Source organism: Paenibacillus sp. FSL P4-0081, assembly GCF_000758565.1.
Lineage (GTDB): Bacteria > Bacillota > Bacilli > Paenibacillales > Paenibacillaceae > Paenibacillus_AQ > Paenibacillus_AQ phytohabitans.
Genome location: NZ_CP009280.1, coordinates 2,352,739 through 2,378,934, shown reverse-complemented (window position 1 = coordinate 2,378,934; position 26,196 = coordinate 2,352,739). Strand labels below are relative to the sequence as shown.

Here is a 26,196-nt window from a genome sequence, read left to right as displayed (position 1 = left end):
GCGAATCCATGATTACCGCTCCACCCTCCGGCCCCGCCGCAGCAGCGATGCCGTCCTTAGCATCTTGAACAATCCCGGACGGAGCGCCAAGCTCGCGCTTGTATGTCTTCGTCCTAACGCTGCGGCTTTATTCCAGCGCTTCTGCGCCTAGAATTCACGCAGGAAGGCTCATTCCTATTCTACAGCCACCCAACAAGTGGAATAATAGCACTTAACTTCATGACTTTATCCCGTCAGAACGGTTTAGTTGGATAAAAAGCATCTAATTGATCTGATTTCGAATCGAATGGCCGATTCCGAATCAATAGATGTATTATTTCCATTTAAATTCCTGAAATCTCCAGTTTCAGAAGAATTAAATGCTCTTTTTCCACCTATTCCGTGAGGAAGGGCAGAGCAGAATTGGGCAGAGCAAAAAGGCACGCATACGCATACAGATACAGATACAAAAGGAGTCATCCCGTACGCAGACCCCCTGCGTGGCGAGACAACTCCTTTTTTCCAACCTAGTTCTTTCACTTGTTCTTGTAATCGTTTTTCTAGTCGTTCTTCCAGTCGTTCTTCCATTACTTTCGCGCCAGACTTACAAGTCTCAGCCCTACATCCTCCCACACCTTGCAGTCACACCCGCCTTATGCTTTTGGCTTTTCGGCTATCTAACTTTTCAGCTTTCCAGCTACCGTGCCTAAGCAAGCACCGTATACAGCAGCTCCTTCTCCTTAACGGAGGAGCGGCCGGAAGGCAGGATTGAGTTATACTGCTGGATGTTCGTGATAATGACCGGCGTAATTGTGCTGTAGCCTGCCTTCTCGATCTCAACATGATCGAATTCCATCAGCAGATCGCCGACAGACACCTTGGTTCCAGCGGTAACCTTAGGCGAGAAATATAGTCCCTTCAGCTTCACGGTGTCGATCCCGATGTGGGTCAGCATTTCGGCTCCGCTGTCACTGACCAGACCAATCGCATGGCCGCTCTTCGACAGCGAGAACACCGTTCCGTTGACCGGCGATACCACGCGGCCTTCGGAGGGCTGAATGGCAAAACCCTGACCCATAATTTCTTCGGAGAACGCCGGATCATTCACTTCACTCAGCGGCTTCACTTCACCTGCAATCGGACTGAACACTTCTTCATTAACCATCGTCGGTTCAACCCGCGTTACAGCAGACGTAGCCGTCACGCTTGCTGCTGCCCGAGGTGCTGCTTCCACAACCGGCGCTGCAGCAGCTTCAGGCTCATCTTCAAAGCCCAAAATATAAGTGACGACAGCCGCAACCGCAGCACCAATTGCAAAGCTGATGACCGAATAGACGAAGGTCGCTCCAATAACCATCGGAATCCGGGAGAGCCCGGCAAGTCCGCCGATGACATAAGCTTTGACTTTGAACAAGCTGAGGAACGCACCGCCGACAGCTCCGCCGATCAGGGCAGAGATAAACGATTTCTTAAGACGCCTATTTACGCCATACATAGCAGGCTCTCTAATCCCCATAAAGGCCGTAATACTTGTGGACATGGATAGAACGTCCCCCCAGACCCCAGCAGCGTAGTACCGTTGGATGCAGAATCGCAGCCCCTATTGCTGCAGCAATGTACATATCACTGCCTAGCTTGCGGGCAGCCCGCCCCATCCGGTCCCCACAGCCCTACGATTCTCCCCTTGGGAAGGGCCAGGCTGAGGCCGTCCAGTGCAACCTTCCTTCTGTATCCTTTGGCCAAATTGCTGCACTCCAGTATGTTCTCCATTACATCACTCCTGCTCATCGGAAACTTACAGGTGTGTTATTTCTGCTGGAGCAGAATCATTGATTTCGCTGCATCCTCAAAATCCTTCCGGTCAAACATTCTGGCTGAGAAGATTTCAAAATGGGTGTTATCTATTTCACCATACAAATATTCCACCGTACTTTCCTCCTCGCTAATCCACTTTCCTTCCAATTGCGGGGACAGCTGCACCTTGGTAACCATTCTATTTCCGCCCCCAGGCTCCAGCTCCTCCATAGATTCAGTAATCGCCATCCGGATGAAATGAAGGGTCAACCGGTTTCCGTCCACCTTGGCCTCTTCAAAATAATCATCCGGACCGCCGCCAATCTCAGGAATATATACGTTCGCCAAGCCTGCTTTTTGCGCCGCTTCCCGGATCTCCTGGAGCTGATTCCGGCTGTAGTGCAGCTTGTTGACCGGTTCCTCACATACAGGAGTATCTAAAGCCGTAAGGCCCGTTGCCCCTTTGCCAGCAGCAGGTCCTGCGGCTTCAGCGGTTTCGGTGGGTACAGCCGCATCCGGTGGTTCCGGATTACTGCTGCATCCTCCCATTAGCAATACTGCAATGCAAGCTGCCAACCTATATGTTTTGTTTATTTTCATTCTCTTTCAGCTCCGGTTCCTTGGGTTTGGAATAAATTTGACACTCAGCCCAAGTATAGTTCCTTCTACAACACGATAAGTTTCATATTTTTCCGATTCTAAAGACATCTTTGTAAATTCAGTTCAAAAAAAGAAGGACAACCGCCCGCCATTCCATGGCAAGCAGTCATCCTTCTTCTATATCATGCTCCGGTTATTCCCGTCACTCTCAGCTCCGCGCCGTAAACTCCGATACCGCTTCACTCATCAGATTCATGCCCAGCAGCAGCTCATCCCGGCCGGGGTGGCTGAAGTTAAGCCGGATCCGGTCCGAGCCTCCGCTTACACTGCAGAGCGGTCCGGGCAGAAAGGCTACGCCTTTAGCCAATGAGGCACGCAGCAGTGCCATGGCATCCAGCCCCTCCGGCAGCGTCACCCAGAGGAACATCCCGCCAACCGGCATATCATACACGCTGCTTTTCCAGGCCGGGCGTTTCAGAAGCTCGGCCATCAGCTTCAGGCGGGTATTGTATTCCCGGTTCAGCAGGGTGATATGCTCCCGCAGATCAAAGGCGCTTACACTAAGCAGATGATGCAGCAGCCGCTGGTTCAGCGAGCTGGACTGCCAGTCCGCCATCTGCTTCGCAGCGGTCATCATCCCGATCAGCTCGCGGCTTCCCGCCGCCCAGCCCGTCCGCAGCGCCGGCGCAACCGTTTTGCTGAATGAACCGATATACAGCACATGCCCGCCCTCGCTGACATTCTCCAGCGCGTAGAGGGAAGGGTATCTCAGGGAAGGATGCTCATCATATCGCTGGAAATGCAGATCACCGTAAGAATCATCCTCTATAATCAGCACGTTATGCGAGGTGCACAGCTCAAGAATTTCCTTGCGCCGTGCAAGGCTCCACAGCACACCGCTCGGATTGGTAAAGCTCGGCGTGGCAAACAGCATTTTGGGCCGGTGCTGGCGGATTCCGCTGCGCAGATGATCGGGCAGCAGGCCGTCCTTATCCCCCTGCACCGGAATGATCACGGCACCCTGCATCCGCAGCGCCTGCAGAATGCCCGGAGAGGTCGGATTCTCGACCAGCACCCGGTCACCGGGATCTATATAGACTCTGGCCAGCAAATCGATGGCCTGTTGGCTTCCCGTTGTCAGAAGAACTCCGCCTTCGGCCACATTTACCCCTTTGCCTCCCAGCCAATCTCCGGTAAGCCACTCCCGCAGCGGGCCATAGCCCTCGGGATCGCCGTACTGCAGAGCTCCGGCATCTGCCGATATCACCGTCGACGCCGCTTCAGACAGCAGCGGCAACGGGAATAACTCCTCCGCCGGCAGCTCTTCCGCCAGCGAGATCAGCGTGCCGCGCCGCGTCTGTTTACGGATGCTCAGCAGTGGTGATGACAACAACGTATGTGCGCGCGCAGAGAATTCATACTTCATACGCTCCCCCCTTTACTCTGGTTTAAGAATATTCCAGCCCGGACGGCATTATGTCGTTATACGGGGATCAGGCGTAGATTTGCTTGTTCTGTCTTGAGAATAGGGCGAATTTCTCAATCGCCTGTGCCCTCGTAGATACTTCCAGCTTAACATAAATCTTGCGCAGATAGTTATCGATCGAGCGGCGGCTGACTTCAATCTCCAGGGCGATCTTATCGTATGTAATTCCTTGCACAATGCGTTCCATAATAAACATCTCTGTCTGTGTCAGCTGCATTACAGCATCCAGTCCTCTGGAAGAGGTCACCGGACGTAACCCCTTCTCAATCCATTCGAGCGGAATGGAGAGGAAGCCTTCACGGATTCCGCTAATCATCTGCAGCAGCTGATTCGGAGTCGCCCCTTTGGACAGCACTCCGCTGGCCCCAAGCTCAATCAGCGGCTGAAACATATCTTTATCATTCTCTTCGGTCATAATTATAAAATGGGAGCTCTGTGAGCTCTTCTTCATCTCTGGCAGAACATCCTCTACCGTTCCTTCCGGCATTTGATAATCGCTGAGTACCAGGTCCGGCCCGGTATCGCGCACCATGGAAACGCATTCGCTCCAGGTGGAATACATACCTGCAACCTCCAGCTCTCCCCCTTCTTCCAGAATCAATTTTGTTCCCAACATACTTGTGGGATGACATCCCACGATGACCACCCGCCAGACTTTCATCAATGCCCAGACCTCCTGCTATCTATATAATTTACCAGAATGGAAAGCGCGATAAGCGTTTCCGGTTAACACGCAAGCAAGGAACTATGATGTCTTGTCTGTTCTTCCTACTTTTACCTTGAATACGCCCCTCAGATATTCCAATCTATAGAAATTGTATCGCAGTAGTTTAACAGGATGCAATTACTTTTTCTTGTTTTCACAAGCTCTTTCACTTTTGCGAAAATAGTAAAAGTCTGATAGAATGGGGACTTGAAAAAAAATGGCTTGAGGTGATGAAATGCAACCGCTAGCGGAATCGACCCGGGTACACTCGCGCCGGAGCGCAGAGAGAAGCGGACCTTCCGTAAAATGGTTTCTACTGTTCTGGATTTTGATGATTGCACTCGGCGTTTATGCCGTGTACAGCTACACGAACCATCTGAAAGATCAGGTGCTGAGCGAGCTTGGATCACAAAGCCAGCAGCAGCTTACCGTTTTGAAGACCGATTACGAATCCAAGATCGCCGTCCTGACCGAACAGGTGAAGGAACTGCAGAGCACGGTGCAGACCTTTAATGAATTATTGACCTTCACCAAAGATAACGCCAGCAACAAGACGGACAACAGCAACAAACTGTATACACAATTAAGCGAGGTCAAGAAACAGCTGGATGCGCTTAAGAAAGAGATGGATCTGCTCAAATGATGACTCCTGTCAAAAGAGTAAACCGCTTCTTCATGCTCCTGACCGCGCCGCTCTTCGGACTGCTGCTCTGCCTGTGGCTGTATCAGCCGCCGCTCGACCTCAAGCTCGATACCGGACCCTTTACTGCTGTCTCCGGCCCTGTTAGTGAGACCGCTAAGCTTAAGCAGGATCTGGCCGTAGCCAAGAGGTATGCGTCTTACACCATCGATTCGATCAGCGCCAGTGCCCTGCTGTACAAGCAGACCACGAACGCCATGAATGCGCTGGTCAGTACGGCCGCAGCCCAGACCTCCCGCCCGGAGCGGATCTACAATAACAGGATTACCTCCCGGCTGGGCATACCTGCCGATGTAATTACCAGTGACCGGATTACTATTGAATTGTACCGGCTGAACCCCGGAAACTATAAAGCATACGCGTTAAAGATCAGGCTGAAGGATCCTGCCGCCATGAAGATGAGTCTGGCCGGTGACGGCACTGGCGCATCCGAGACCACCATGCAGGCCGTGAACCGCTATGGTGCATCCGCAGGCATCAACGCCGGCGGGTTCGCCGATCAGAACGGCAAGCGTTATCCGCTGTCTACAACCATTGTCGGCGGCCAGTATTTGTATGGCTTCGAACCCAGCTACAAGGATCTCAGCTTCGTCGGCCTGAATAAGTCCGGGCAGCTGATCGGCGGCAAGTTCAGCAGCCGGGCACAGCTGGATCAGCTGGAGCCCGTTTTTGGCGCCACCTTCGTCCCGGTTCTGCTGAAGAATCACACCAAGACTGTGATTCCGCAGAAATGGCAACTCACTCCTAAGCGTGCACCGCGCACCGTGATCGGCAACTTCAAGGATGATCAGCTGCTCATTCTGGTGGCCGACGGTTATGACGAGAACGGCAATTCCGGGGCTACTCTGGCAGAGCTTCAGGACAAGCTGTATAACCTTGGCGTCATTGATGCCTACAATCTCGATGGAGGCGGATCTTCCTCGCTGATCTTCCGGGGGAAGGTCATCAATAACCCTTCTGACGGCAATTTGCGGCGTGTACCGACGAACTTCCTGTTCTTCAAGTAAGTAGCTGGAGTTCGTCAATGCCATAAATCACATTTTCATTTATTTTTGCGGAATGAAAGCGTATAATCAGATTAACGAATAACAGTCACTAACGGAGGTGCACAGCATGTCGTTCTCCCTGACTTTTTGGATCGTGACCCTGGTTTTTCTGCTGTTTCTGGCCGGCATCCTTACTTCTTCCTACAACGACGACAAGACCAAGGGCTTATAAGAGTCCGCTGAGCGTTTACAAAAAAAGGAGCACCGCACTGATGTGCGGCGCTCTTTTTGGTGTGAAGAAAAGCCTTACCCAATCAGCAGCCTGTTACAGGACGCCGTTCAGCGCTTCTCCTATGTAGATAGTAATGCTGTTTTGCACTTACGCGTGTCTTGGCAATTGAGTCATTTCCGAAAGGCAGCTTGCACAAATATAACGGTCTTTATATTCGCTTACGCCTTCCATACCTCCGCAAAAGACACACTTCGGACGATAACGCTCCAGAATGATATGATCGCCCTGAACCAGAATTTCTACAGGGTCGCCTTCATTCATTGAATACCTTTTACGCAGGGACTTAGGCAGAACAATTCTACCCAGCTGATCTACTTTACGTACAACGCCAGCAGGTTTCATATCTAACTTACACTCTCCTGTTCAACTGATAATTAGTAGCTGCTAAGATAAACTTAAGAATGAGAACTTTCATTCTTAAGTTCACTTTCTATACTACTTATTTCGGCACTAATTAACTATTTCGTTACTAAAATGTCGAATCCTGCTGAAAAAAATAAAAATTGATGTCAACTTTTAGAAAAGTTGCGGGAAATCCATCTGCCGGAGTGCTTCATAAACAATAATCGCTGCAGAATTAGATAAATTAAGCGATCTTACTGCTTCGCTCATCGGCATGCGCATTCTGGTTTCCTTGCCGGCTTCCAGAATATCTGCCGGCAGTCCCTTGGTTTCCTTGCCGAACACAAAGAAGTCACCATCCTGAAAGGTGAAATCCGTATAACGCTTCTCCGCCTTTGTGGTGGCGTAGAAGAAACGGCCCTCCTTATACTTCTCAAGTACTTCACTGAAGGAATCATGATACTCAATGGTTACCGCATGCCAATAATCGAGTCCGGCACGTTTCAGTGTTGCATCATCTGTACGGAAACCGAGGGGACGCACGAGATGGAGGTGGGTTCCCGTAGCCGCACAGGTGCGGGCAATGTTGCCTGTGTTCGCCGGAATTTCCGGTTCTACGAGCACAATGTGTAATGCCATAATTCGGATGCTTCCTCTCTGTAGGGTCCTAAAGACGTACTTGGCCCTGTAATGAATTCTTGATGATGGTTCCAGGCACAGGCGCAGCCCGGAAATCCTGAGCTGCGGGCAAGAAGAAGACCCTCCACCGCCAGGCGGAAGGTCAGGAGCGTTCTTTCATTAACCTTGAGTTTGCTGGAAATGCTTCATGAAATCGGCAAGTGCCTTAACACTCTCATGAGGAACCGCATTATAGATGGAGGCACGCAAGCCGCCAACGCTGCGGTGGCCTTTGAGGCCAACGAATCCTTCCGCTTCGGAAGCTTTGATGAACTGCTTCTCCAGCTCCTCCGATTGCATCCGGAACGTTACATTCATAATGGAACGGCTGCCTTCTTCCGCAACTCCGCGGTAGAAGCCGTCACTGCCGTCGATATAGTCATAGAGGAGACCTGCTTTATCACGGTTTTTGGCTTCGGTACCGGCAAGCCCGCCCTGTTCCTCAATCCATTTTAACACTTCATTAACCATATATACAGAGAAGGATGGCGGCGTATTGTAGAGAGAGTTGTTCTTATAATGTGTATCATACCGCAGAATCGTCGGAATATTCGCAGGAGAACTGGAAATCAGCTCTTCCTTGGCGATCACTACAGTGACGCCTGAAGGTCCCAGATTCTTTTGCGCACCTGCATAGATCAGACCGAATTTGTTGATGTCGAAGGAACGGCTCAGAATGTCACTGGACATATCTGCGATTAGCGGAATAGAACCGGCATCCGGATACTCTGCGTATTGTGTCCCTTCAATCGTTTCATTCGAGGTAACATGCAGATATGCGGCATTGTCAGCAGCTTTGATGCTGCTAAGCTCCGGAATCGCCAGGAACTTCTTATCCTCTGAGGATGCGGCAACATGCCCGCCGCCTGTCAGCTTGGCTTCCTTCAGGGCCTTGTCAGCCCAGCTTCCTGTCATGACATAGCTGCCGACCTGGCCTGCAGAGATGAAGTTCATCGGAACCATAGCGAACTGTGTGCTTGCTCCGCCTTGAATGAACAATACCTTGTAGCCTTGCGGATTGCCGAGGAGTGAAAGCAGGCGTTCCTGAGCTTCATTATGCACGGATTCGTATATAGCTCCGCGGTGCGACATCTCCATAATAGACATTCCGCTCTCCCGGAATTCAACAAACTCCGCTTGTGCACGTTCCAATACTGTAAGCGGCAGTGCCGCCGGCCCGGCATTAAAATTGTATGCTCTCTTGCTCAAAATTACTCCCACCCTTTCTCTCCTATGAATATGGATATCGCTATGATAGCAGATAACATTAAACAGCAGCAAGTATAATTATTCACATAGGAGGTAAGCTAGACAGGCTTCAGGAGGCAAAAAATTGATAGCTGCGCTTCCAACCCTTGCTGTGACGCGGTAAAATGGTGATGTCAATAAAAACCTCGGGAGAAATTACATGTTTCTCCCCCCATAGAATGATCCGTTCCGCCGTGAAATCCCCGCTCTCCCGGATTCCGGCGCCGCTTGGCTTATGGATGAGCTCCCAATAATGATCAGCCGCCGCGTTCTCCCAGCCCTCCAGCCGGCAATAGAAGGGACGGTCCGGCGCCTCCTTCCATGTAAGACTGTTACCGGACAGGCTCAGCAAATTGTCAGTATATGAGGATTCAGGCGCTGCAATCCGGAGTGTTCCCGGCAGCCTCAGCTCATATTCCCCCCCGACAGCCGCGCCGTTGATTCCGACAAAGTTATGAATATATTCCTCTATGCGCAGCGGCTTGTCCCCTACATTCTCAATCCCGTAGGCAATATCCAGCCGGTCCTCATTCAGCGTAATCGTCTTGGTCAGCCGCATACTGTAGCCCCGGCATTCCATCGGCTGGACGGTGTAAGTGACCGAATGCCTGCTGAGCTCTTGATTTATGGTGAAGGGAATAAGCGGATACTTCCCGAAAAAATCGTATGCTTCATCGCTCTGCTTCTGCAGCAGCCCGACCCCGGGCTTCGGGAACCACTCACCGCCAGCGGCATCCTCATAGCCGATTGCCCGGGAAATGGCGAACTCATTGCACAGGCCTATGCCTCCGCTGCCCTGTCCCGGAACCAGACTCTCCGGCACACAAAAGGTATGCCCCCCCTGCTCCAGAGTCACTCCTGTAATAAAACCGCTCCAATCAAACCGGGTGCCGCTATATGCTCCCGGCTCTGCTATCTCCACTGTAAGTATTCCGTTTGATAGAATATGTGCCACTTAATGCCCTTCCTTTCTACTTTCTATGTTTGGCCTATGATCGACCTATGCTTAACCTATGGATTCTAAGCTTACCCGTTACTACGGGGAATACACAAGCTTCCGGCTGCAATTTCCTGCAGGTTTCCTGAAATTACGCTCTTGTCCGCAGCTACTGCACCGTTTATAGGGCATCTCATATGAAAATGCCCGCTCCCGGCGGACCGGCAGAGCAGGCGTCTTAAATTCCTATCGTCCGGCGTTACGCCAGTTCAACCTCCAGCAGATGGACTTGGCCTTCAGGCAGGGCGCTCAGCAGGCTACGCGAGATCACAACTCCTTCTGAGACGCGCTGAAGCGTTACCTCAGCCCCGTTCAGCTTCACAGCATGTATTTGGTACTCTCCGTATTCAGCGCTTCCTGAAGCCGTATAGACGACTTTCAGCTCGCGTCCGGCAAAGATAGTTTTGATAGAAGCACGGCCTTCGGCATCAAACTGTTCTTTAACCAGCTTCGGCTGCAGCAGCAGATCGCCCAGCTTGCCTTTGACACCAAATACTTCCGTGACCATCGTCAGCAGCATCCAGCTTGCCGAACCGGTCAGATACGTATACATCCCTCTGCCCTGCTCGTTGATATATTCCGGGATACCGGGGTACATCCGGCTGACTTCAAAGTCCGCGCTCAGGCTGTACAGCGAATCGAGTACTTTACGGCCTTCTTTAACAAATCCGCGTTTATACAGTGCGTTGCCGTACATTACAGTCATATGGCTGAACATGGCTCCATTCTCTTTGTGGCCAAAGGCGAAGCCGAACGCACGGCCCAGATTCTGCTGAATACCGCCGAAGTTGCTGTTCAGCCGGTAGCCGATTTTGTCATCGAACAGATTGCGCTCTACCGCCGAGACAATGCTTGCAATCTGCTCCGGTGCAGCAGCATGACCCAGCAGCGGGAAGACCTGCCCGGTCAGCGTCATACGGGTACCTTCAGCGAACTCACCCTCCACACGTTCCCCGTCATTATTGTAATAGCCGTTGAACCAGCCGTCGCCATGACCGCTTTCTACCCATTCATTGCGGCGCAGGTGATCGAAGATCCATTCCGCTTTGCGGGCCAGATCCGCTGCAACCTGCTCCAGCTTCAGCTGGGCACGGATTCCGCTAACCTTATTCGGTGCTGCGGCATAGTAGCGGTCCAGCAGCCCGTGTTTGGCAGGGATAGATTCATAATCAATAGATTCGCCAAGCGAATCCAGCAGCAGCTTCATTTCTTCCGCGAGTTCCAGGGTGTCTCCCCCGGTACGTTCCTTAAGCGTGATCAGCAGCCGGGAGAGATCCAGCAGATTGCTGGCATAGAAGGCGGTGAAGGTTACACTCTCACCCCGCTGGGCGGCCATATCCAGGCCGTCATTCCAGTCTGCGCCTTCAAGCAGAATATTGTTATGCTCACCCACATTGAAGAATGGAACCAGGTTCTGCAGCAGGATATGTTCCAGAATGGTGCCTGTATACACTTCACCTGCTGCAGTCCGCAGGCTGCTGCCGGCTCCGGGCTCCCAGGACGTATCGCGTTCCTTGCAGCGGCTCATGAAGGAATCCCGGAAATAGGACTGCTCCTGCAGCAGGAAGTCGAGATCACCGCTCTGATCGAGGTACAGCATCGTAGTAAGGAACGGCCATGCGCCGTGATCCATCCAGACGCGGGGAATATTATTACGGTCCGCTATGAATTCACCAGGCTGCTGCCCGATGATCGTTGCATTACTGCCGTCGATTCTGACACCGGCATAATTGTTCAGCAGCAGGCTGCGCACATCAGCAGGCTCCATGATCAGCAGAGCGAGACAGTCCTGCCAGAGATCACGCCAGCCGCGGCCGCCCCTTCCATAGTCATGATAAGGCAGGAAGGAGTTGCCGTACAGTCTGCGCAGCACGGGCTGCAGAGTAACCCATTTCATCCATTCATCAGCAGCATGATCTCCCGTATGGAACTCTACCGTATTCACTTTTTCTGCCCAGAAGGTCTTATTCTCCTCCAGTAGCGCATCAAAAGCAGCGATTGAGCCATACTTGGCCATCAAAGCCGGCACGCCGATTCTGTCATTCTCAATCGCAAGTACAACTACATAGGAATGGCTCTGTCCTGGAGCTAGTGTAATCTCGGCAAAACGCAGTCCGCCAAGCGCTTCATACCCTTCCTTGTGTATTCCGCCCCCTTCACCAATCTCCGGAGCCAGATTGCGCACCACCGCTTCCGGCCAGTCCAGGCTTCCGCCTTCACCGATGAACTCCTCCTGCACCGGGAAGAAGCCAACCGGCTGTGCTCCGCCTTCCGCAGCACCAAATACCCCGTAAGAGGTATGATTCACCCGGTGTCCGCGTTCGTCGAAGGAAAGTGCCGGCTGTACCTCCACTCCGTAAGCGGAAGTATAAGTCCGGTTCAGCAGCGAAGTAACATGACGGTGATCCCGCAGATCATCTGCAGAACGCGCATACAGCGGAATGGCAGCCGTTGGAGTCAGCGTGAGCTCCTTCGTGCCGCTGTTTGTCAGCACAACCTTCATCAGCTCTACTTTGTCATTGCCGCAGGGTACGAAGCTCGTGATCTGTGCTCCTACCCCCAGCTCCTTATTGCCCCGGGTCACTTTATGCCATAACAGTCCGGCTTCCAGCAGAGATTCATCAGCACCCTCGCCATATACTGCGGCATTCTGCCGGGCGGAGTCTCCCGTAGCTGACCATGCGCCTTGTCCTTCGATATATACCCAGAAATTGCGGGAAGCGCGGGAATTATGCAGATCCTCCACAGAGAGCGGCGGAGTAAGGAATGTATTATGACCTGAAGTCACCTGACCATGCAGCTTCGGGCTGACCGAGGACATCATGCCCCCCTCATTCACCAGCGGAAAATATAAAAAACTGCTCCGGTCCGGCTGCTCCAGTCTGAAATCCCCATTATTGCCGGTGAAGCTCCAGCCTGATTTTATCTTGTGATCGTGATTCACTGTATTCATCCTCTCTCTACTACAAAGATAGATTGCATTTTAATGGAACTTTCCGAAATCGGTTTCGTTTTTCATTATTGCATCGTTATAAATCTTTGTAAAGGTTTTTTTCATGTTCTTTGATGTGCAAAATTGTTACCATAAAAGCTGATATTACAGCCTTTATTTGAATCCCACTATTCACGAAACCACTTTCGTTATCGGTCTTATATATTATATAAATCTGACTTAAACATAGTACAAACACGCCTGAAATTTTACACATCTAAAATACATACAAAATGTAAGCGCTATATATAATCTAGTTGAGATTTTATAGGATATATTCTATTAAATAACACGAAAAATCACGAAATCACGACCACTCATAAGACCATGCCGGACTGGGATCTCCACGCTCCCTAAGTTAGTGAGCTGGAATGAGAATCCGTTATTTGAACAAATCCGGGGGATTCACGGTCAAACGGACTCAGATTCGCTTAAATTAGCATCTCCTCCTCCTTTCAGTCACGAATGAACAACATAACGGAATCTCTGTCCGTTTGGGCCCCGTTAGGTGGCTTTTTGACGAAATAGCGTCCTCTCAGTCCGCGTTAGTTCATTGATGATCCTCCGCCCCGGCCCGATCAGCAACCCAGTTTTTGCAGCAACCCGCCTTTGCAACCGCCCTGTTTCCGCAATGCCGCTATCCTACAATCATTTGTGGCCATACCAGTTACTTCCCCGTATAGATACAGAATAGCTCGGCACAAATGGTAGGCGGGACAGGTACAGCTTTGGTATCCAGAACACAACAGAAAAAGCCCCCGGAATCCAATGATCCCGGAGGCTTCTTCATCAAGCTCTATTCAAGTTAACTTATCTTATACATCAAAGTACAGGGAGTATTCATGCGGATGAACACGAATCGCAACGGCTTGAGCTTCGGAACGCTTCAGAGCGATGTAGTTATCGATGAAGTCCTTAGTGAATACGCCGCCTTCTGTAAGGAATTCGTAGTCAGCTTCCAGAGCGTCAAGTGCTTCGTCCAGTGTACCTGGTACGCTGCGGATCTTCTCTTTGTCAGCATCAGACAATTCGTAGATGTTCTTGTCCAGTGGACCGTAACCCATTTCTTCAGGGTTGATCTTCTTCTTGATTCCGTCCAGACCCGCCATCAGCATTGCGGAGAATGCCAGGTAAGGGTTAGCCGTGGAGTCAGGTGTACGGAATTCGATACGACAGCCCTTAGGTGTTACAGCAGCTACCGGGATACGGACAGCAGCGGAACGGTTACCCTTGGAGTAAACCAGGTTAACTGGTGCTTCATAACCAGGAACCAGACGTTTGAACGAATTGGTGCTTGGGTTAGTCAGCGCGATCAATGCAGGAGCATGATACAGGATACCGCCGATGTAGTGCAGAGCCAATTCACTCAGGTTAGCATAAGAGCCTTTTTCGTAGAACAATGGCTCGCTGCCGTTGAAGATCGACTGGTGAACGTGCATACCGCTACCGTTATCACCGAACAGCGGTTTTGGCATGAAGGTTGCTACCTTGCCGTATTGGCGTGCAGTGTTCTGCACAATGTATTTGTAAGTCAGGAGATTATCAGCTGTTTTCTTGAGGGTGTCAAAACGGAAGTTGATTTCCGCCTGCCCTGCAGTCGCCACTTCATGGTGATGGCGTTCGATTTCCAGGCCTGCTTCAGCAAGCAAACGGCACATTTCACTGCGGATATCCTGTTGGGAATCCACTGGAGCTACAGGCACGTATCCGCCTTTAACGCCAACTTTGAATGCCAGGTTGCCGCCTTCGTCTTTACGGCCAGTGTTCCAAGCTGCTTCTTCGGAATCAACGAAGTAGGAAGAGCTGTTCATTCCGCTCTCATAACGAACATCGTCGAAGATGAAGAATTCAGACTCAGGTGCGAAGAATGCCGCTGTACCTACACCGCTGGATTGCAGGAACTCTTCAGCCTTCACAGCGATACCGCGCGGGTCACGCTCGTAACGTTCGCCATCCGGTGTGAAAATATCACACATGATGTTAAGCGTTGGGTGAGCTGTAAAAGGATCGATGTATGTAGTGCTTGGATCAGGCATCATTACCATGTCCGACTCTTCAATACCCCGGAACCCTGTAATGGAAGAACCATCAAATGCTACACCATTCTCAAATGTTTCTTCTTCAACTGCGGATGCTGGCAGTGAGATGTGGTGAGCACGTCCACCCAAATCTACAAACCGGAAATCCACCCATTCGATATTGTTCTCCTTGATCGTCTGCAATACTTTTTCAACCGACATGCTTTATTCCTCCCCAAGTTCCGAACATTAGGCCGCTCACAGTATCAAATGTTCTTGTTTTTATTTTTTTGCTGTCGTCATTATAAATCTCAAACCTAACATCGTCAATGCTTATGTCAGGTATTTCTTACGACAATGTAAGATATTCTGACGCTTTGGTGAAAAAACTCCCTTCATCCGATTCCCATGTCACCTTTGTCCTATATTCAATAAAAATAGCCCCCTTCCTCCGCCCAAAGCGGGAGAAGAGAGCCTGTAAGAAGCTAATTTCGCACTCAGAAATTTAAACTACCGGGGCTGCTTCCAGTGAAGGAGAGAACTTGCGTCCGACAAGCGGCGCCAGCTTCTCAAGATCTCTAAGCAGGCTGTCGAACTGTTCCGGGAACAGAGACTGCACACCGTCACCTGTCATGGAATTATCAGGGTCGGTATGCATCTCGATGATCAGACCATTGGCTCCCGCAGCAACCGAAGCCTTGGCCATAGGCGCAACCAGCTCACGGCGTCCGGTGCCATGGCTTGGATCGGAAATCACCGGCAGATGGCTGAGGTTCTGCAGCACAGGAATAGCTGAGAGATCCAGCGTATTGCGTGTGTAGGTCTCAAAAGTCCGGATTCCGCGCTCACATAACATAACATCACGGTTGCCCCCGGCGAGAATGTATTCCGCTGCGTTCAGCAGCTCATCGTAAGTCGCACTGAAACCGCGTTTCAGCAGGACGGGACGCCCGCAGGTTCCCAGCTTGCGCAGCAGGTCAAAGTTCTGCATGTTACGTGTGCCTACCTGCAGAATATCCGCATGCTCCGCACAGATATCCACATACTCCGGCGTCATCACTTCCGTGATGGTCAGCAGGCCGTGGCGCTTGCCGGCTTCGGCCATCATCGTAAGACCTTCCACGCCTACACCCTGGAAGCTGTAAGGTCCGGTACGCGGCTTGAAAGCACCGCCGCGCAGCACCTGGCCGCCGGAAGCTTTAACCAGCCGTGCGATTTCATCAATCTGCTCCGGGGATTCCACGGCACAAGGGCCGCCCATAATGACGAGATTCTCTCCGCCGATCTTCACCCCGCGGATATCGATAACCGTATCCTCCGGATGGAAATCACGGCTTGCCAGCTTATAAGACTTGGTAATCTTCACGACGTTCTCGACGCCCTTCATCTGGCGCAGATGCTCGGCCAGCTTCGGGGTCACGCCGCCGACAAGACCGATTACGGTATGATCTGCTCCCCTTGAGAGATGTACCTGCAAGCCTTCTTTTTCAATTACGGCAATAATATCATTTACCTGATCCTGCGGTGTTTGGTTGGATGTAATAACGATCATATTATAGCTCCCCTTTTTGGACACTTATTCTTATAAACGGGTATAATCAATCAAATTTAATACTATCTCGCTACGACGCGTGTACGCTTTTAAGCACTAAAGTGATTTTACCGCAAGTTTCTGTTCCAGTCAACCCCAATAGGCTATATATAACAAAACCGCTTTGGGACGAAAAAAACGGCAGCACACCTGAATACAGGCCGCACTGCCGCTATACCTATTCTATAAGTTCATTTTTGCTATCAAGTCAGGTAGCACTCGCACTCTTGTTCTTCACAGGCGGTAGAAGCTTCGCCATATTCACGGTGCGTATGATCTCCCAGGTCGCAGGATTTGCTTCGTCATACTGCTCCAGATAATTGATAACTTCCTTGGTAATCGGTGTTGGCGTAGACGCACCTGAGGTTACTCCCACCTTGGTAATCCCCTTCAGCCAATCCCTATTCAGCTCAGATACATCTGAGATCCGGTGAGCCGGTACGCCGGCAATTTCCTCCGACACCTGTGCCAGACGGTTAGAGTTATTACTGCGCGGATCACCGACAACAATGACCAGCTCACACTGGCCTGCCTGCTCCGCTACCGCTTCCTGGCGGACCTGGGTCGCCATACAGATCTCATTATGGACCTCGGCTCCCGGGAAGGTCTCCAGCAGTTTTTTCATAATATGCTTAATATCCCACTGGCTCATGGTGGTCTGATTCGTAATTACAATACGCGAGGAAGGGACCGAGAGACCGGCAATTTCATCTTCCTTCTCAATCAGATGGACATGTTCAGGGGCAATCCCCACCGCACCTTCCGGCTCAGGATGACCTTTCTTGCCGATGTAGATAACCTCGTAGCCCTCTTCAACCTTTTCCTTGATGAGGTCATGAGTCTTTGTTACATCGGGACAAGTGGCATCGACTGTGGTTAACCCTTTGGCCCGTGCTATCTTGCGTACCTCGGGCGACACACCATGAGCAGTGAAAATAACCGTCCCGCTTTCTATTTTATCCAAAATATCCAGACGGTTATGCCCGTCCAGCGTAATGATTCCGTCATCCTCAAAGGAGTTCGTGACATGGCTGTTATGCACAATCATGCCCAATATATAAATCGGCCGTGGCAAATCAAGATTTTGTGCGGCCTGCCGTGCCATTACCATAGCATCGACGACGCCGTAGCAATAGCCCCGGGGAGAAATTTTGATGACTTCCATGATTCACCGCTTTCTGCTGTCAATGACTGCTGTAATAGGAACCGTTTAATTATACCCTATTCCAGCGGCGGGGCAAAGAGAAGCGGCATCCAGATCACAAAAGTCGTCCCTTCCCCCTGCCGTGTGACCACCTCTACAGAACCGCCGTGCTCATCAATTATCCATTTGGCGATGGACAGTCCCAGACCGATCCCTTCGGTAATTCCTCTGGATTCATCCGCACGGTAGAAACGGTCAAAGATATGCGGCACTTCGTCTTTGTCCATCCCGATTCCGGTATCCGAGATACGGATTCCCACCTGGTTCTGATAAAAGACGGCATCCAGCGTAACCTCACCCGCAGGCGTGTATTTAAAAGCATTATCAATGAAGATGAACAGCATCTGCTGCAGATAGTCCTTGTTGCCAAGAATATATTTGCCGTTCAACTGGCCCATTTCGCCCACAGACCACTCCGCCTGACGCGGCAGGAAGGAAGCACGGCGTGCTACTTCGGTCATCATCGGCTCCAGCGCTACCGGCTCTATATCAAAGGTCCGGCCTGTATCCGCTCTGGCCAGAGAGAGCATATCCGCCACCAGCCGGCTCATACGCTTGGATTCATCGGCAATATCCTTCACCGATTCAATGGAGAGCTGGCGGATTTCCGCCTCGGTCATCCGGCTGTCATCCGGTTCCATCTCCCATATCTTCTCCAGCAGATCAATATTTCCGCGAATCGTTGTAAGCGGTGTCCGCAGCTCATGCGAAGCATCCGAGACGAAGCGGCGCTGCGTGGCATAGGCCTCCTCCAGCCCCGTATAGAAGCCTTCCATCCGCCCGAGCATACTGTTCACCGTCTCAATCAGCCGCCCGATCTCATCCTGCGGACCGTCATATACGATCCGCGAGCTGAGGTCAGTTCCCGTCTGTATCCCGTTCGCAGCTTCAATGACCTTGCCGATCGGACTCATTGCTTTGCGGGCCAGGAATAAGCCGAACGTAAAGGCTGCAAACAATGTGGCAAAGGAGCCTACCAGCAGGATATTCTTCAGTGTCAGCAGCAGCCGGTCCTGTTCTCCCGTATATACAGCAACTTGAAGTACAGCAGGAAGCATTCCATCGGTCGTACTCACATCAGTTGATATCTGATAGATCAGAAAGGGATTGCCCTCATAGCTCGCTTTTATAAACCCTTGCTGATTCTTAACTGCAGTCTGGTCGGGGATTTTAAACTTAAGCTCGATATTCTCCATATTGTCATTGGTAAATAATCGTTCCAAGTCGTATATATACATTTGTGCGAACAGATTCTGCCCTTCCGGACCGCCAATCACAAGCTTCAGCTTTCCGTCGCTCCACGCCTGTCCCAGAACAACTTTGTTTGACTGCTCTTTAAGCCGGTCTTTGATGTCACCATAGCTGTAAAAATATACAAACCCGTAAATTGCAGCAGACAAAGCCAGCAGCATAATGGCCAGAATCCCTGAATACCAGGCAGTCAGCCGCAAACGTATAGACATATTAGTCACCTCTTAGGATGTAGCCGGCTCCCCGGATCGTTTGAATCAGCCTTTTGCCGCCATGCTCTTCCGTCTTCTGGCGCAGCATTGCGATGTATACCTCCAGCACGTTGGATTCACCGCTGTAATCGTAACCCCAGATCTTATCCATAATCAGATCACGGGACAGCACCCGCTTCGGGTTCTGCATGAAAAGATGCAGCAGTTCAAATTCCTTCGCCGTCAGCTCCAGACGTTTGCCTGCACGCGTCACTTCACGCGAATCTACATCCAGTGTGATATCCTCATAGGAAACCGCCTGATCCGAGCCTCCGCCCTGCTCACTTTTGCGCCGGAGCAGTGCCCGTACCCGGGCAAGCAGCTCCTCCAGAGCAAACGGCTTCACCAGGTAATCGTCCGCACCCAGATCGAGCCCTTTGACCCGGTGTTCAATCTCATCCTTGGCCGTCAGCATAAGTACCGGAACACTGCTTCCGCCCTCACGCAGACGGCGGCAGACCTCGAACCCGTCCACTTGCGGCATCATTACATCCAGGATAACCACATCCGGATCACTGTTCAGAACAGCACGCAGCCCATCTGCCCCGTTAGCGGCTGTTTTGACATCATACCCTTCAAAGGCAAGCCCGCGGCGCAGCATGGATATAATTTTCTCATCGTCATCAATAATTAAAATATTCGGTCGCATCAAGCAGCCCCCATTGTTCAGTTCATATATCTATATTGTATCATGAATCCGTTTATCCGCAGCCTATGCAGCAAAAACGGAAGGGTCTCCCCTTCCGCTGCGCTGCTCACCGTCCGGTGTGTTTATTGCTTCTGAGTTTGAGTCGTATCAAAATCATTTTTGTTGCCGATTGTTACCGGAAGATCCAGCTTCTTACCGTCACGAACCACATTCAGTGTCACCTGATCGCCAACTTTGAGCGTCTGGATGTAAGTAATCAGATCCTGGCTGGTGGCATAGTTCGTACCGTTCACACCTGTGATGATATCGTAAGGGCGGAGGTCGGCGGTATACGCTGGAGATTTGAAGACAATCTCGGCGACTACGGAGCCTTCTTTAAGGTCAGTGCCCATTTGCTTAGCGACTTCATCGGTAATGGTCATCAGCGAAGCGCCGATGAATGGTACCGGTTCTTTCGGAATTTCCTGATTGGCTTCCAGTTTCTCTACAACTTCTTTAATGGTATTGACCGCGATAGCAAAACCGATACCCTGGGAGTCTGTGCTAACCGCCACATTCATCCCGATGACCTGACCGTTCATGTTAAGCAGCGGCCCGCCCGAGTTCCCGGGATTAATCGAAGCATCCGTCTGCAGCAGGTTCTTGTAATTGCGTGTGCCGCTTCCGTCTTCTTCATTAATATCAATGCTGCGGCCCTTAGCACTCAGTACACCTGCTGTAACGGTGTGATCAAAGCCCTGCGGGTTACCAATCGCTACGACTTCTGAACCTACCTTAATGCTGTCGGAATCACCGAGCGCCACTGTAGGGAAGTCCGTTCCTTCAATTTTGAGCACTGCCAAGTCCAGATCTTTGCTGGAGCCGAGCAATTTCGCTTCATAAGGTTTGGTATTGCCGTCAACCGTAACCTGAATGACATCTGCATTATCCACCACATGCTGGTTGGTCAGAATATAACCGTCTGAATTATAAATGAAGCCTGTGCCGATTCCATAAGGAGTAAGCTGGGATGAATCCGAATTGTTTGATTCCGGCTGGGATTCTGAATTGGAGCCGGAAGATCCGCTGCCGCCGAACTGATCACCGAAGAAGAACTGGGAGAACGGATCGCTCATATTCGGATTACTGCTGCTTCTGCTGCTTGATTTAACCAGCGTCTCAATTTTGACAACTGCCGGTCCCACCCCATCCACTACGCTGGATACATCACCCGATCCGGTAACCAGTGCTGCTGTGGAAGTGGAAGGCGTAATGGTAGCACTTCCGTTCGCTGTCTTAGCTGCTGTATTCGTAACGGCTGCTGTAACTGCCTGATCGCCTGTGAACCAGTTGCCCCGGTCCGCCATGAACATCGAACCCGATAATACAATCATTCCGGCAAGAAAAGAGATAAGTACCGCCTTGACCGGCTTCTTCGGCTTACGGTTATACTGCCAGCCATTACTTCCCTCAGGAGGGTTACCGCCGCGTCCGCCATTTCCGCCATTTCCGTCATATCCGGTTGTGCGGAGCGAAGTGCTGTATGGTAAAGGCTTGACCGGCTGCGGAGGTGAAATCTCTACACGTTCCGGCTCCCGGCGGTTGTAATGCTGCGGATCTTCACCATTCATCTCATCATTGTTCAAGGATTTGAACGGCCCATAGGAATAGTAGTATGAAGATCCTGCTTCGGTTGATGAGTTACTGTTACTGTTGTTACTGCCATTGTTGTTAAAGTTACTGCTATCATTACTGTCCCATTCCCGCTGCGGTCCCGGTTCATTATCACGATTAAAGTTGTTCTCACGATTGTAGTTGTTTTTGTTATCGTCCATGTTTTCTTTCCTCCCGCGCCTTGCCGCATCCGGCAAAGTGTTATTTGTTTTCTTGTTCTTATTTTGTACTTTAAACCTTAAGGTCACATTAAAAACAATTTAAGCGGAGATAAAAGATATGAACAATTAAAAGAGAATATGAGGGAGAACCGCAGGAAATCCGGTTGTTGAGGCCGTTGAGGCAATTGGTGAACGTAGAGGACAAATAAATACCCCGGCGCTATAGCGCCGGGGTATTGCAGGTTACCGCTTCACGCATACGTACAATAGGCATGAATGTTGTACATATTGCAACTTTGCTTCTAGATAACAGGGGTGTTAGGGAGAATTGTTGTACGAAATACAAGAATTGCCCCGTTTAGCCGCTCGAAAGAGGTGGAATGCTGCCTTTCGTACAACAATTTTCGATTATAGATGATATATAGAGGAAAATGTTGTATTTTGTGCAGGATTCACTGAACTGAAGGAGCTAACTCTGCGCCCAGCCCTTACGGTGGGCGTAGATAGCCAGCTGGGTGCGGTCATCCAGCTCACACTTCATCAGCAGGTTGCTGACATGCGTCTTCACCGTCTTGATGCTGATATGCAGCTCCTCGCCGATATCTTTATTGGTTTTGCCCTCAGCGATCAGCAGCAGCACTTCCTTCTCCCGCTCGGTCAAGCCGGAAGAGTCGCCCTGTACGGTACGCTGGCGGATGCCCCGGGTCAGTGCCTGCGAGACATCGCCGGTCATCACCGGCATGCCGCGGTACGCGCCTTGCAGCGCGTAGATCAGCTCTTCTGCCGAGACGGTTTTGAGCACATAGCTGACTGCCCCCGCCTCGATCGCGTCTACAACAAGATCATCCTCCAGGAAGCTGGTGAGGATGACAATTTTGAGACCCGGGAATTCGGCCAGCACTGCGCGCGTTGTCTCCGCCCCGTTCATGACCGGCATCATCAAATCCATCAGCACCAGATCCGGCAGGGCCTCATGCCCCAGTTCACGCAGCATGCCAAGCGCCTTATGCCCGTTCTCTGCCTCACCTATAACTTCAAACATCGGATCAAGCATCAGATATGTTTTGAGACCCATCCGCACCATATCATGATCATCCACCAGCAGCACTTTAATGAGACTCATTCTGTACTCCCCCTATCAGGCTCAGATTCGGCATCAACCGGCTCCGGGATGCCCTGCACAAACTTTGGTATATGTACGCGGATCGTAGTTCCCGCCCCCTTGCGGCTGATAATCTCTACCTGGCCGCCGAGCTTCTCGGCACGCTCGCGCATGGTGGTAAGTCCATAGGAGCCCTGTTTATGCTGCACCTGCTCGAAGCCCTGACCGTCATCGCTGATGCTCAGCACAACCTGGCGCGGCACCTCGCGCAGCGACAGGCTGACTACCCGTGCTCCGGCATGCTTCACGATGTTCGCCATCGACTCCTGAATAATCAGGAACAGCTGATGTTCAATCGCCTCGGACAGCTCACCCTGCAGTTCAAGCTCCTTTACTCCCTTGAGCCCGTTCTGGCGACAGTAATCCGGGAACCATTTCTCCAGCGCCTCGAACAGATTGCGCCCCTCCAGCTCCACCGGACGCAGCTGCGCGATCAATGCCCTCATTTGCTTCTGCGCCATCTGGGACATGCTGATCAGCTGGTCCATGACCGTCTGCCCATGCTCTGCGCTCCGTTCAAGCACTTTAGGCAGCGAAGAAGCGGACATGTGAATCGCAAAAAGCTGCTGGCTCACCGTATCATGCAGATCCCGGGCCATACGCCTCCGCTCTTCCAGTACCGCGCTCTCCGCCGCCTTTTCCTTCTCGATGACTTCCTGTTCACCCAGCTGTTGCAGAAGTTTCATCTTCTTCTCCACAGTATCCATCATGATATTGAATTCGTGATATACCCGGGCAAAAGACTGGTCTTCGCTCTCCGGCATCCGTACGGACAGATTACCTTTGGCTACCTGCAGCATATTCAGGTCCAGATGGTCGATCCGCCGCTGAATCCGCTGTCCGGCAATATAGCCGATAGTCACGGTGAAGAGCACAATGCCCAGACACAGGTACAGCCACATGCTGGTATCCACCACCCGGATATAGCCCAGGCATGTCCCGGCATACATCAGTCCGGCAGTTACTCCGCCGCTAAGCAGGAAATACACCAGCAGCATCCACTTGGTATTGCTGAAGATCGTCCCCATTTAGCCCACCGTTTTGACTTTAATGTCACCGATGAAGCAACTGACGTTAATACGGACTTTTTTACCTGCTTCCTTATAATAAGGCGTCTTGCACTGTACATTGCTCATGAACCCGCTGCGCGATTGCTCAAGCACCTGCATATCACCAATGAACGAGCTGCCGATAACCGATACACCAAGATTCATATCATCCGGAATATAAACCTTAATATCACCGACAAAAGCGGAAATGTTGATCTTGGTCTCACCGTAAGGAATTTGCGCATTGGTCAGATCCAGCACTGTATCCCCGATAAACTGCGAAATATTGGTTTGCTTTAGCTGGAAATGCTCACGTCCCATATGGACATCTCCGATAAAAGCCGAGCGGTTCGTCGTTTCTTTGTCCTGCCCGGAATCCTGAAACTCCTCATGCCATTCGCCGTGGCGGCGGGCATGGCGTTCCTGGCGCTCCTGGCGTCTGCGTTCATGGCGTTCCTGCTTCTCCTGCCACCGGGCATCCGCAGAAGAGGAGGGTACTCCCTGTTCTCCGGCTTCATCCTCAGTGTCTTTGTGCAGATAATCATTCCAGTCCCGCCCGCCGGCACCGGCAGATTTGCCGAACTTCTGCTCAAACTGCTCATCGAGCGTCGATTCCAGCGGTGCGGGAGGCTTCGTATCCAGCGGGCTTTTGCCCGGTCCGGGCGGATAGAAATTCGGTGGTGCAGGCGGTGCAGGAGGAACTGGCGGCGTTGTACCCCGCGGCTTGAAAATAACAGCTAAACCGCCGCCGATCAGCATAACCGGGATCAGCATTTTGAAGAAATCGCCTGCCGAGAAGTCAAACCATTCTAAATTCCGTCCCAGAAAAAACACGCCGATGGCCAGAAAGAAAAATCCGCCAAGTGTTGCAGAGAATCTCGAATGCTCATCGTCCGGGGACAAAAAGCGTTTAACCCCTAATATAATCAGAATAACCGGCCAATACGTAGATATCAGTGAACCCAGGCTGAAATCAGTGTAGCCCATCTGTCTTAGCAGGAACAGGCCTCCGAGACCGATAAGGATCAGTCCGCCGAGAACCTGGCTGGTGAACCGTCGTTTCATATGTCATTCCCCCCAGTAGTTAGTGTAACTCTTGCTTCTTCACGCTTATAGTCCTAGTCTACAGGAAGAAAGCTGCGGGGAACAGCGGCGTGAGAAGGAAACAGGCCTCAGTCTCCAGACCGAGACGGCTGGAATATTCCGTTAATTGTATGATGCCCATAAAAAAGCTGCCCTTCCAGCCCATAATCCGGACTTGAGAGGACAGCCTTGACGCTTCAAATGCTCATACCGGCAACCCCAGCATTACTGCTGCGGTTTTTGTACCGGTTTGGAGAACGTGTTGCTCTTAGTAGTTGCACCGTCGTTCTCAACGGCAAACTCAGCATTGTATTTTTCATTCGGTGTTTTGTAGTTCTCTTGTACCTTTGGTTTCTTGGAATTAGCCACGGAAATCACCTCCCTTTTCCTTCAGTACAGCCCGTCAGAGCTGACGAAAAAGATTATATCGGAAGAGGCAAGTCGCTTTGCCCCAGTCGATATTATGGGAAATGTGACACCGTATTATGCATGCTTACGTGAAAAATAATTCAAACTCAGTGAGGCCAGCCCAACCCTTAAATAACCTCTTCCAGCAAATATTGCGGCACTGCGTTATAGGTCTGGATTGCATGTCCAAGACTTTTCAGCATACTCTCCGTACATTTTCCGTTGCCTCGTTTGATGAGCTGGACGACAACAGTCTTCTTGCCCCATTCCTTATACACCTGCTTGGTGGTGCTGAAGTACAGGTCAATCTTCCGCCCTTTAATCGCCGAACCGGTGTCGGCCACTATAGCATATCCGTAACCCGGTATATATAAAATACTTCCCAAAGGCAGAACTTTCGGGTCCGCAGCAATGGTGGATACGGCATTCTTGTCCCGGCGTACCTTGACACCCGAATACGTAATTCCGTACTGCGGATGCTTCGCGGTCTTGCCTGTGGATTCGTATCCGGCCGTATAGCCGGTCGCTGTTACTTTCATTGAAGTGATGATCTGCTCCGGCGCAGGTGCAGCTACCGGTACCGAATCCGGCTGCTTGGCGGCTGCCTTCGCCTTCGGCTTACTTTCCGGCACCTGTGCTGGCTTAGGAGCCTGGACGGTAACCGGCTGTCTTAACCGCGAAGAGCCTCCCAGACGGGATGCCGAACCTGCTTCTTGACGCTGAACCTGAGAATTCGTGGTGACTGCACTCAGTTGTCCTGCAGTGTCTTCCGTCCCTCTTGCCTGTGCCGATTTGCGCGAATAATCCGGGTAGATCCCGGCTGCTGTCAGCAGAAGCACGATGGTGACGAAAAGACACCAAAACCTCTGGTATAAGCCCATTTTGTTCATTAGTTAAACCTCCCCATATAGCGAAG

Annotated in this window: 23 protein-coding genes; 2 read left to right on the top strand and 21 right to left on the bottom strand. The window is 51.2% G+C overall.

The window, feature by feature from the left end:
- Nucleotides 1-685: 685 nt before the first annotated feature.
- The 5 genes from P40081_RS10060 to P40081_RS10045 form a co-directional block, all read right to left on the bottom strand.
- Nucleotides 686-1,519 (bottom strand): glucose PTS transporter subunit IIA, encoded by an 834-nt coding sequence (locus P40081_RS10060; protein WP_231575318.1) that lies wholly within the window; start codon nucleotides 1,517-1,519, stop codon nucleotides 686-688.
- An 83-nt stretch (nucleotides 1,520-1,602) separates the two neighbouring features.
- Nucleotides 1,603-1,749: a P-loop NTPase family protein gene (locus P40081_RS38350; protein ID WP_156118576.1), complete on the bottom strand. Its 147-nt coding sequence runs from the start codon at nucleotides 1,747-1,749 to the stop codon at nucleotides 1,603-1,605.
- 36 nt (nucleotides 1,750-1,785) lie between these two features.
- Nucleotides 1,786-2,322, bottom strand: a complete 537-nt coding sequence (locus P40081_RS10055; RefSeq protein ID WP_042135182.1) for a hypothetical protein — start codon at nucleotides 2,320-2,322, stop codon at nucleotides 1,786-1,788.
- A 259-nt stretch (nucleotides 2,323-2,581) separates the two neighbouring features.
- On the bottom strand, nucleotides 2,582-3,799 hold the full coding sequence (locus P40081_RS10050) for an aminotransferase-like domain-containing protein (protein ID WP_042135181.1): 1,218 nt from the start codon (nucleotides 3,797-3,799) through the stop codon (nucleotides 2,582-2,584).
- 67 nt (nucleotides 3,800-3,866) lie between these two features.
- Entirely contained in the window at nucleotides 3,867-4,523 is a 657-nt protein-coding gene (locus tag P40081_RS10045; RefSeq protein WP_042135178.1) for a response regulator transcription factor, read from the bottom strand.
- Between the two features lie 277 nt (nucleotides 4,524-4,800).
- On the opposite strand from P40081_RS10045, the gene P40081_RS10040 reads away from it, so the two are divergent.
- A complete protein-coding gene (locus P40081_RS10040; protein ID WP_039303387.1) occupies nucleotides 4,801-5,208 on the top strand; it encodes a hypothetical protein in 408 nt (135 codons plus the stop codon).
- Nucleotides 5,205-6,272, top strand: a complete 1,068-nt coding sequence (locus tag P40081_RS10035; RefSeq protein ID WP_042135176.1) for a phosphodiester glycosidase family protein — start codon at nucleotides 5,205-5,207, stop codon at nucleotides 6,270-6,272. Before P40081_RS10040 ends, P40081_RS10035 begins: the two co-directional genes overlap by 4 nt.
- 358 nt (nucleotides 6,273-6,630) lie before the next feature.
- On the opposite strand, the gene P40081_RS10030 is transcribed toward P40081_RS10035, so the two are convergent.
- From P40081_RS10030 to P40081_RS39755, 16 genes are all read right to left on the bottom strand, one after another.
- On the bottom strand, nucleotides 6,631-6,885 hold the full coding sequence (locus tag P40081_RS10030; protein ID WP_039303382.1) for an AbrB/MazE/SpoVT family DNA-binding domain-containing protein: 255 nt from the start codon (nucleotides 6,883-6,885) through the stop codon (nucleotides 6,631-6,633).
- 174 nt (nucleotides 6,886-7,059) lie between these two features.
- Nucleotides 7,060-7,524, bottom strand: a complete 465-nt coding sequence (gene trmL, locus P40081_RS10025) for a tRNA (uridine(34)/cytosine(34)/5-carboxymethylaminomethyluridine(34)-2'-O)-methyltransferase TrmL (protein WP_039303379.1) — start codon at nucleotides 7,522-7,524, stop codon at nucleotides 7,060-7,062.
- Between the two features lie 159 nt (nucleotides 7,525-7,683).
- Nucleotides 7,684-8,775 carry a 3-phosphoserine/phosphohydroxythreonine transaminase gene (gene serC, locus P40081_RS10020; protein ID WP_042140917.1) on the bottom strand — a complete coding sequence of 364 codons (1,092 nt, stop codon included), beginning with the start codon at nucleotides 8,773-8,775 and terminating at the stop codon, nucleotides 7,684-7,686.
- A 106-nt stretch (nucleotides 8,776-8,881) separates the two neighbouring features.
- The gene (locus tag P40081_RS10015; RefSeq protein ID WP_042135173.1) at nucleotides 8,882-9,766 is read right to left on the bottom strand and encodes a hypothetical protein; all 885 of its coding nucleotides are present in this window, start codon (nucleotides 9,764-9,766) and stop codon (nucleotides 8,882-8,884) included.
- Nucleotides 9,767-10,007: 241 nt separating this feature from the next.
- Nucleotides 10,008-12,752, bottom strand: coding sequence for a GH36-type glycosyl hydrolase domain-containing protein (locus P40081_RS10010; RefSeq protein WP_042135172.1), 2,745 nt, complete (start codon nucleotides 12,750-12,752; stop codon nucleotides 10,008-10,010).
- Nucleotides 12,753-13,615: 863 nt separating this feature from the next.
- A complete protein-coding gene (gene glnA / locus P40081_RS10005; protein WP_042135170.1) occupies nucleotides 13,616-15,040 on the bottom strand; it encodes a type I glutamate--ammonia ligase in 1,425 nt (474 codons plus the stop codon).
- 283 nt (nucleotides 15,041-15,323) lie between these two features.
- A complete protein-coding gene (gene aroF / locus P40081_RS10000; protein WP_039303367.1) occupies nucleotides 15,324-16,370 on the bottom strand; it encodes a 3-deoxy-7-phosphoheptulonate synthase in 1,047 nt (348 codons plus the stop codon).
- Between the two features lie 247 nt (nucleotides 16,371-16,617).
- On the bottom strand, nucleotides 16,618-17,574 hold the full coding sequence (locus P40081_RS09995; protein ID WP_042135168.1) for a 4-hydroxy-3-methylbut-2-enyl diphosphate reductase: 957 nt from the start codon (nucleotides 17,572-17,574) through the stop codon (nucleotides 16,618-16,620).
- Between the two features lie 56 nt (nucleotides 17,575-17,630).
- On the bottom strand, nucleotides 17,631-19,076 hold the full coding sequence (locus tag P40081_RS09990; RefSeq protein ID WP_042135166.1) for a sensor histidine kinase: 1,446 nt from the start codon (nucleotides 19,074-19,076) through the stop codon (nucleotides 17,631-17,633).
- Between the two features lies 1 nt (nucleotide 19,077).
- Nucleotides 19,078-19,764, bottom strand: a complete 687-nt coding sequence (locus P40081_RS09985; RefSeq protein ID WP_042135165.1) for a response regulator transcription factor — start codon at nucleotides 19,762-19,764, stop codon at nucleotides 19,078-19,080.
- 122 nt (nucleotides 19,765-19,886) lie between these two features.
- Nucleotides 19,887-21,578 carry a S1C family serine protease gene (locus P40081_RS09980; protein WP_042135163.1) on the bottom strand — a complete coding sequence of 564 codons (1,692 nt, stop codon included), beginning with the start codon at nucleotides 21,576-21,578 and terminating at the stop codon, nucleotides 19,887-19,889.
- 469 nt (nucleotides 21,579-22,047) lie between these two features.
- Nucleotides 22,048-22,701 (bottom strand): response regulator, encoded by a 654-nt coding sequence (locus P40081_RS09975; protein WP_039303350.1) that lies wholly within the window; start codon nucleotides 22,699-22,701, stop codon nucleotides 22,048-22,050.
- Nucleotides 22,698-23,768 carry a HAMP domain-containing sensor histidine kinase gene (locus P40081_RS09970; RefSeq protein WP_039303347.1) on the bottom strand — a complete coding sequence of 357 codons (1,071 nt, stop codon included), beginning with the start codon at nucleotides 23,766-23,768 and terminating at the stop codon, nucleotides 22,698-22,700. Before P40081_RS09970 ends, P40081_RS09975 begins: the two co-directional genes overlap by 4 nt.
- Nucleotides 23,769-24,854, bottom strand: a complete 1,086-nt coding sequence (gene liaF / locus P40081_RS09965; RefSeq protein ID WP_042135161.1) for a cell wall-active antibiotics response protein LiaF — start codon at nucleotides 24,852-24,854, stop codon at nucleotides 23,769-23,771.
- Nucleotides 24,855-25,097: 243 nt separating this feature from the next.
- The gene (locus tag P40081_RS38345; RefSeq protein WP_156118574.1) at nucleotides 25,098-25,241 is read right to left on the bottom strand and encodes a hypothetical protein; all 144 of its coding nucleotides are present in this window, start codon (nucleotides 25,239-25,241) and stop codon (nucleotides 25,098-25,100) included.
- Nucleotides 25,242-25,408: 167 nt separating this feature from the next.
- A complete protein-coding gene (locus P40081_RS39755; RefSeq protein ID WP_418793975.1) occupies nucleotides 25,409-25,972 on the bottom strand; it encodes a 3D domain-containing protein in 564 nt (187 codons plus the stop codon).
- Nucleotides 25,973-26,196 lie beyond the last annotated feature (224 nt).